This window comes from Robiginitalea sp. (genome assembly GCF_049588695.1).
GTDB lineage: Bacteria > Bacteroidota > Bacteroidia > Flavobacteriales > Flavobacteriaceae > Robiginitalea.
The window spans coordinates 1-8374 of record NZ_JBAVZJ010000168.1; the positions used below are offsets into that span (position 1 = coordinate 1).

Annotated in this window: 9 protein-coding genes; 5 read left to right on the forward strand and 4 right to left on the reverse strand. The window is 47.0% G+C overall.

Annotated elements, in window-relative coordinates; translation table 11 throughout:
* From WBV75_RS04005 to WBV75_RS04015, 3 genes are all read right to left on the reverse strand, one after another.
* On the reverse strand, positions 1-322 hold a 322-nt coding region (locus WBV75_RS04005; RefSeq protein WP_424119362.1), incomplete at its 3' end, for a gliding motility lipoprotein GldH.
* The gene (locus tag WBV75_RS04010; RefSeq protein WP_424119363.1) at positions 315-1475 is read right to left on the reverse strand and encodes a PSP1 domain-containing protein; all 1161 of its coding nucleotides are present in this window, start codon (positions 1473-1475) and stop codon (positions 315-317) included. The genes WBV75_RS04005 and WBV75_RS04010, both read right to left, overlap by 8 nt.
* Positions 1476-1656: 181 nt before the next feature.
* Entirely contained in the window at positions 1657-2715 is a 1059-nt protein-coding gene (locus WBV75_RS04015; protein WP_424119364.1) for a rhodanese-related sulfurtransferase, read from the reverse strand.
* A gap of 292 nt (positions 2716-3007) precedes the next feature.
* On the opposite strand from WBV75_RS04015, the gene recA reads away from it, so the two are divergent.
* The 4 genes from recA (at position 3008) to WBV75_RS04035 (ending at position 6620) form a co-directional block, all read left to right on the forward strand.
* Positions 3008-4015: a recombinase RecA gene (gene recA, locus WBV75_RS04020; protein WP_424119365.1), complete on the forward strand. Its 1008-nt coding sequence runs from the start codon at positions 3008-3010 to the stop codon at positions 4013-4015.
* 88 nt (positions 4016-4103) lie between these two features.
* The gene (locus WBV75_RS04025; RefSeq protein WP_424119366.1) at positions 4104-4523 is read left to right on the forward strand and encodes a hypothetical protein; all 420 of its coding nucleotides are present in this window, start codon (positions 4104-4106) and stop codon (positions 4521-4523) included.
* Between the two features lie 34 nt (positions 4524-4557).
* The gene (locus WBV75_RS04030; protein ID WP_424119370.1) at positions 4558-5085 is read left to right on the forward strand and encodes an RNA polymerase sigma factor; all 528 of its coding nucleotides are present in this window, start codon (positions 4558-4560) and stop codon (positions 5083-5085) included.
* A gap of 11 nt (positions 5086-5096) precedes the next feature.
* On the forward strand, positions 5097-6620 hold the full coding sequence (locus tag WBV75_RS04035) for an outer membrane beta-barrel protein (RefSeq protein ID WP_424119367.1): 1524 nt from the start codon (positions 5097-5099) through the stop codon (positions 6618-6620).
* Positions 6621-6690: 70 nt separating this feature from the next.
* Here the strand turns inward: WBV75_RS04035 and WBV75_RS04040 are convergent, their stop codons facing one another.
* A complete protein-coding gene (locus WBV75_RS04040; RefSeq protein ID WP_424119368.1) occupies positions 6691-7443 on the reverse strand; it encodes a lysophospholipid acyltransferase family protein in 753 nt (250 codons plus the stop codon).
* A 75-nt stretch (positions 7444-7518) separates the two neighbouring features.
* Between WBV75_RS04040 and trpS the strand changes: the two genes are divergently transcribed.
* Positions 7519-8374, forward strand: an 856-nt coding sequence (gene trpS, locus WBV75_RS04045; RefSeq protein ID WP_424119369.1) for a tryptophan--tRNA ligase, incomplete at its 3' end; no start/stop codon positions are given.

Here is an 8374-nt window from a genome sequence, read left to right on the forward strand (position 1 = left end):
GGACACTTCCATAACCCGAGCCCAACCAGTTACCCATGGCATCTGCCATCTGGTATTCCAGGGTATCGCGCTTAGAGGCCCCCTCAGGAGATGTAAACTCCGCAATCACAAAAAGATTGTTGTACGGATACTCCTGATCATTTCGAAGGGTTATAAACATGTTATAGGTCTGGGTGGTATCCAACTCACTGAAGGTGAATTCCATGACGCGCTCTTTATACCATTGACCGTTTTCAGTAGACTTCACTTTGGAATAGGCGAGGTGGTCCGTGCAGGAAATGAAAAGCACGAGGCCGCAGCATATAAACAGTGATTTAAGCATTCCTGGATGTTCTTTTTCGATTATTCCCCTTGTTTCGGCCTTTATTCCTTCTCCTTTTGGATTTTGGCCGGTCAAAACGAGTCAGGCTGTCCTGCCCCACCGCGTTTTCAAAAGTTATTTCGGCATCGGCATAATTCTCCGAGGCGTATTCCTCCAGGCTCTGCACCTTTTTCTTTTGGCGGTTTAACTCCTGGATCCTGTTTACCTGGTCTTTGGTCAGTGAATGCCAGTTCGAAGGATCATCTTTGTAGGAAAACCAGAGAATACCCTTGAAAATATCGGTTTTCTGACAAAAGGCCGTGCCTTTTTCCGTGTGTAACTTTGAATCGGCCGATGGAAAATCCTTTAAGGCATCCAGATAAGTGTCCAACTCGTAATTCAGGCAGCACTTTAATTTACCACATTGCCCCGCAAGCTTCTGAGGATTCAGTGAGAGTTGCTGATATCGGGCAGCCGCAGTACTCACCGACCTGAAATCGGTCAGCCAGGTGGAACAACAGAGTTCTCTCCCACAGGACCCAATTCCTCCCAGTCTCTGGGCCTCTTGCCGATACCCGATTTGTCTCATATCGACCCGGATTCCGAAAGCCTTGGCCATATCCTTGATAAGTTGCCGAAAATCGACCCGTTCATCGGCCGTGTAGTAAAATGTTGCCTTTGAGCCGTCCCCCTGGAATTCAACATCTGAGATTTTCATTTGAAGTCCCAGAATTATGGCAATCTCACGGGAGCGTTTTTTGATCTCTTCCTCTTTTCCCCGGACTTTGACCCATTTATCAATATCGCGCTGGGTTGCTTTGCGATAGATCTTTGGAAGCGACTCATCATAGGTCACCTTCTTCTTCCGCATTTGCACCCGCACTAATTCCCCGGTGAGGGTTACCATGCCGATGTCGTGACCCGACTTAGCCTGAGTGGCCACCACGTCACCAATAGAGAGGGAAAGACCCTCCGAATTCCTAAAAAATTCCTTTCTACTGTTTTTAAACCGAACTTCCACCGCATTATAGGCCTGTTGCCCTGCCGGCAGTGACATATTAGAAAGCCAGTCAAAAACCGTAAGTTTATTACAGCCATCCGTACCGCAGGTACCGTTGTTCCTACATCCGCGCGGCTGTCCATCCTTCCCGGTTGAACAACTGCTACATCCCATATTTTTTATCTCAATTCCCCAGACTTTACATAAAGCTGTTGAGGAAACAGGTTCATATATCGTTTACTCGGGTAAAGATAGGATAAATTTAAAAGGATGCCGAACCTCAACAGGGGATGAAAAAGGTGTTATTGGCCCAAATTTCTGTTTTTGGCATTAAATCGATACACGCAAGAGCCGGTTAGGAAGAGACCAGAGGTTCGGACGCCGGTTTCTTGTATTTAAGCACCTCGGACCTTCCCTTTTTAAAAATGAGGTTGCTCTTCACCTTGCCTTTCCGGAGCTTTTTCTGTTCTTCCAAGGGGAGTGCGATTACGTCCATACAATCCTGTGAACAACAGGAATTCATTTTTTCAGCGCACGCTTCACACTGAATGAACAGGAGATGGCAGCCCTCATTGGCACAATTTATATGGGTGTCACACGGACTACCGCACTGGTGGCAATTGGAAATCACATCATCGGAAATCCGTTCGGCCCGCCTTTGGTCAAAGACAAAATTCTTTCCCCTGAATTTATTGTCGAGTTGCTTTTCCCGCACCTGTCGTGTGTATTCGATGATCCCGCCTTCTAACTGATAGACCTGTTTAAAGCCCTTATGCCTGTAATAAGCACTGGCCTTTTCACATCGAATCCCCCCGGTACAATACATGACCAGTTTCTTTTCCTCCTTCGCATCGCTAAGTTGGGCTTCGATGATATCGAGGGAATCGCGGAAAGTATCCACGTCCGGGGTTATGGCGTTTTCAAAATGACCGATTTCGCTCTCGTAGTGATTGCGCATATCAACCACGATGGCATCCGGGTCCTCCACAAGGGCATTAAACTGTTCGGCCCCCACGTGAATTCCTTTATTCGTTACGTCAAAACTGCCGTCCTCCAGCCCATCTGCCACTATTTTATGGCGGACCTTTACCTTGAGTTTGAGAAAGGATTTATTGTCCTGTTCGATGGCGATGTTCAGTCGGACATCTTTTAAAAAGGAAATACTGTCCAGGTGCTCCTTGAATTTACCGAAATCCTCGGCAGGGACTGAAAGCTGGGCATTGATGCCCTCTCTGGCCACATAAATACGCCCCAGAACATCCAATGCATTCCAATGAATGAATAAATAGTCCCGGAACAGGGAGGGATTTCCAATGTGTGCATATTTATAGAAAGAGATCGTGAGCCGGTCTTTTCCGGCGGCTTCAATAAGCGCCTCTCTTTCTTCTGCACTTAGCGTATTGTACAGTTGCATGCTATACCTACGGTTTAAGTTAGAAAAAAATTGATGGGGTAAAAATAGGCAATCCCGGAAAAATGGGCATAAAAAAGAGCCCTGATATGTCATCAGAGCTCTCCCGGGACCACAAATACATTCTTCTTCACAGCAAATTCAGTGCATGTTTTTTGCGGTTTCCAGATGTAACTTTCGGATAAATCCGGAGGCTCAATTAAAAAGATACCCAAAGCCTTAAAAGGTTGCTTTACCCATTGTGATAATGCCAAAAGAAATGGTAATTTAGCCATCCAATTAAAGAAAAACACCTATGAGCAGCGAGAAAGAAGCGAAGTTGAAGGCCCTGAAATTAACCCTTGACAAACTGGACAAAACCTACGGAAAAGGTGCAGTTATGAAGATGGGAGATGAAGTTGTACAAGATGTTGAGGTGATCTCTTCAGGCTCCCTGGGGCTCGATCTCGCACTTGGAGTGGGTGGCTATCCACGCGGGCGGGTCGTCGAAATTTACGGACCGGAATCCTCTGGTAAAACCACGCTTACGCTGCACGCCATTGCCGAAGCTCAAAAAGCCGGTGGTATCGCTGCATTTATAGACGCAGAACACGCTTTCGACCGATTCTACGCCGAAAAACTCGGTGTGGATATTGACAATTTGATCATCTCTCAGCCGGATCACGGCGAACAGGCTCTCGAAATCGCTGATAACCTGATTCGTTCAGGGGCCATTGACATTATCATTATCGATTCAGTCGCGGCTTTAACCCCCAAAAGTGAAATTGAAGGGGAGATGGGCGACTCCAAAGTAGGTTTGCACGCACGTCTGATGTCTCAGGCCCTGCGAAAGCTTACAGGGTCTATTAGCAAGACTCACAGCACGGTGGTCTTTATCAATCAATTACGTGAGAAAATCGGGGTTATGTTTGGCAATCCCGAAACTACCACCGGTGGAAACGCCCTTAAGTTCTATTCTTCCGTACGCCTGGATATTCGAAGATCGACACAGATTAAAGATACAGATGGTGGGGTCCTGGGGAACAAAACCCGGGTTAAGGTGGTCAAGAATAAAGTCGCACCTCCTTTTAGACTGGCCGAATTTGATATCATGTACGGAGAGGGAATTTCAAAAGTTGGGGAAATTCTCGATCTGGGTGTAGGATATGAAATCATCAAAAAAAGTGGCTCCTGGTTTAGTTATGGAGACACCAAATTAGGACAGGGACGAGATGCTGTCAAAACCCTCTTACTCGACAATCCGGAACTCATGGATGAATTGGAGGGGAAAATCAAGGATGCGATAAGCGCCGTGAAAGAGTAATATCACTACATTTATAATTCCCGCGTTTCCAAGCAACCTTTAACACTGCTTCACATCTATGTAGTGGAGTTTACGGGAGATAATGCTTATGAAGCCGTTTTGGAATTTACTCAAATTACTTCTGCCACTGATCCTGTTAAGCGCATGTGACATTGGGGAAGATGAAGTGAGTTATCATTTTGTCTCCCTGACCACCGTTTCTGTGGACATGCCTGAGGAGTTCAGGTTGAATGAGACCTACGAGATTGGAGTTACAGTACTGGAGCCCAATGGCTGTACAGAATTCGCAGGGTTTGATATCCTTCCGGAGAATACTACCATCAGGCGGGTTGTGGCCATAGGCACTGAACAAGATGATGTGCCATGTACCGAAGTCCTTTCTGAGGTAGCTACCAGTTTTGATTTTATCTGTTTGTATTCGGGCACCTATACGTTCCGGTTTTGGACGGGTAAAAATGAGGATGGGGTAGATCAATTCATGGAATTTGAAGTCCCGGTAGTGCCCTGACAGTAAGATTCCCTCATGTAATTTGTCCTCCATTTTGACAGAAAAAGAACTTATAAAGAAATGTGTGAAAGGCAGCAGGAACGCCCAGGAGATGCTGTACCGGAAACACGCTCCTGTTCTCTACGGAATCTGCCTGAAATACTCCAGAAACAAAACAGAAGCAGAGGACAACTTGCACGATAGTTTTATGACTATTTATGAAAAGATCCATCAGTACAAGCACAAAGGATCTTTTGAAGGATGGCTAAAGCGGGTGACCATAAATACGGTATTGCAGAAGTATCGCAAAAAAGAGCCTTTGAAACTCGTTTCGGATGTACCGGACCGGGGAGAAGAAACGGGTCGGGAAGAAGCAGAAATCTCTCTGGCGCTCCTTTTGAAATATGTACAGGAGTTGCCCCAGAAATACAGGCTTACCTTCAATATGTACGTGCTGGATGGATTTTCGCACAAGGAAATTAGTGAGGCCCTGGGGACCTCAGAAGGGACTTCGAAGTCCAATTTATCCCGTGCCCGGATGATCCTCCAGGAGAAGATTTTAAAAAAAAAACAGATAGCCTAACCTCATAAGTTATGGACAATAAAGAATTAGAAAAACTGTTCCAGGAAAAACTGGGGGATCATGGGGAAACCCCGGATCCCAAGGTTTGGGATCGTATTCGATCTTCCCTGGACGAGAAAAAATCCAAACGGGTCATCCCGATTTGGTGGCGTTTAGGCGCCGCAGCGGCAGTTCTGGCCGGAGTTTTGTTTTTGGTAAATCCATGGGGAGAATCGGGTATGGACGTCCCGGCTGTCACTGAAGTCGAAATAAAACAGGAAGGCCCGAATCCCACGAAAAATGACGATCTCCGGTTGAAAGAAACCCTGGACAAACGTGGCGAGGGAGGAGCAATCGCAGGTCAGGATATGGAAAAATCAGAGGGGTCAAAGGACGATTCAGACCCTGCCAACGACGGATCTTCAGATCCTTCCGGGGTTACCGGCGACAAAGAATTTAAAACTCCGAATAGATCCCTGGCATCGGATAGACCACAGATCCCTTCGGAAAATGAAGACAAACAACCAGGTCTTATTCCTTTGAACAGGGCCTCAGAGGTTGCCCGGACAGAGACGCTCCCCGAAGAATCAATTCCAAATTCAGAAGGGGGAAGAACAGCCTCTGAACTTGTCAATAGGAATTCCCAAGAAGGAGTGGCAGCTCAGTTGCCAGAAGATGATTCTTCCGATATAGGGGCGTTGCCTCCCAATACAGAGGATACAAAGACAGCTGAAGCTTTAACTTCAAATATTCCTGAGGAGGATAAGAAATCTATTTTTGAAGCTATTGAAACTCAGGAAACCCTGGCGGAAACTACTGATGAAGGCGGTAGATGGATGGTAGGACCGAGTCTTGCCCCGGTCTATTTCGACTCATTCGGTAATGGATCCCCTATTGCCTCGAACTTTGTGAACAACTCAAAATCAGGTTCTGTAAATATGAGTTACGGCCTTCAGGTAGCCTACAAAGTTTCTCGCCGCCTCAGTATTCGTTCCGGTATTCACAGGGTAGACTACGGGTATAATACGGATGAAGTGGGTTTCACCTCTTCTCCGATTGCCCAACAGAGTTCCCTGATCCGAACCATCAGTTATTCAGAAAATTCAAAAAGCCTGGTCGTACACAGCACAGCAAGTGGTGCCCGGGAACCCCAACAACCAAGTGCCGTCGACATTACGGCTCCAAGCCCGGCCCGACAAGGGCAGATGGTTCAGGAATTCGGCTACTTGGAAGTTCCTGTTGAAATGCAATATACCCTTATCGATAAGAAGTGGGGGCTAAACCTTATAGGAGGCATGAGCTCTTTGTTCCTTATGGATAATTCCGTTAGCCTGGAATCTTCGGGAACGATTACAGAGGTTGGTGAGTCCAACAACATGAATGATCTCAACTTCAGTACGAACCTGGGCTTTGGTGTGTTCTATCGCCTCAATCCGCGACTCGAACTGAACCTTTTGCCGATGTTCAAATATCAACTCAACACCTTTTCTCAGACCGAGGGAAGTTTCAGGCCCTACTCTATTGGGGTATACAGCGGTTTGAGTTTCCGTTTCTGATGTACCGAACCCACGAGCCTTCCAACAGCCCGACCCATTTTTATACGTTTTGGTATTTTTAAAATTTCCATCAGGCCCGGGTGGTTGGTCCTTTATGAAGGCTTTCGTAAATAAGATCCCGGACTTCTGTCCTCAGGGTAGCCGCGTCTGACGATGCGTACGCATTTGTATCGAAAAAACGATGCACCCGGGCCCTTAAGGGTCCGGGGGAACCGCTGAAAAAACGAAAGGGGAACCGCTGTTTATTGTCGTAGAAGGTCATAGGTACCACTTCAATATTATGGGCAATGGCCATTTTAAATGCCCCATCTTTAAAGGTATCAAGGATTACGGACTCTTCCGGGACCCCCCCTTCGGGAAAAATACAAATGCTCAGGCCCTTTGCGAGACGACCCTGCGCCCGTCGGTAGACCGCTGAGCGACTGCGACTGTCCTCCCGATCCACCAGAATACATACTCTTTTGTAGAAAAATCCAAAAATGGGCAAATTTCCCAGTTCCTTTTTCCCCACAAAAACAAAAGGATTGCGGCTCACGCGAAGCATCAACATAATATCCAGCATACTGGTATGATTGGCCACGAGCATATAGCTCCTTTTTTGTTTCATATGTTGGTCATACCTGATCTGGGGCGGACAACCCATACCGTAGAGTATCACAGGGGCCCATAAATTCCGGGCGAGCCAGAAAAACTGCGGATATGTTTTTTCGGATATTGAAGAAGCCAGCAGCAGGGGGAAAAATATAATGATCGGTATCGTTACCAGGATATAAAACCAGATTCTGTACAGGGCCTGCCCTGTTTTCTTCACGATAACCCACATGGCGCCAAATGTAAGAATTTTGGGAAGGTTCTGGTATTTGCGTTACTTTTGTCCTTTGATAAAAAATGCCTGCCCATGCCACGGATTCTAACCGGGATTCAAAGTACAGGAACACCTCATTTAGGAAATATCCTTGGGGCTATCATGCCCGCTATTGCGATGGCGTCCCAACCGGAAAATGACTCCTTTCTCTTTATTGCCGACATGCACTCCCTTACCCAAATCAAGGATGGTAAAGTGCTCAAAGAAAACACCTATGCAACGGCAGCCACATGGCTGGCCTTCGGATTGGACCCGAATAAAACGGTGTTTTACCGTCAGAGCGACGTGCCCCAGGTAACGGAATTATCATGGCACCTGAGTTGTTTCTTTCCTTATCAACGCCTGACACTGGCCCATTCCTTCAAGGATAAGGCCGACCGGCTCGAAGACGTCAATGTGGGTCTGTTTACGTATCCGATGTTAATGGCAGCTGATATCCTGCTTTACGATGCCGATTTTGTCCCGGTTGGGAAAGACCAACTCCAACACCTGGAAATGACGCGGGATGTCGCATCGCGCTTTCACGCTCAAATGGGTGAGACTTTTGTAATCCCGGAAGCCCGGGTACAGGACCACACCATGTATATTCCAGGGACCGACGGGGAAAAAATGAGCAAGAGCAAGGGCAACCTGATCGACATATTCCTGGCAGATAAGGCCCTGCGGAAGCAAATCATGGGAATTGTAACGGACAGTACTCCCCTTGAAGATCCTAAAGACCCGGATACCGATACTGTTTTTGCTTTGTACCGCATCCTGGCCCCGGAAGCGGCTACAACCGAAATGCGCGAAAAATACCTCGGCGGGAATTACGGATACGGGCATGCAAAACAGGCCTTATACGAATGCCTTATCGATGTTTTTGGTGAGGCCCGGGAGCGCTTTCATT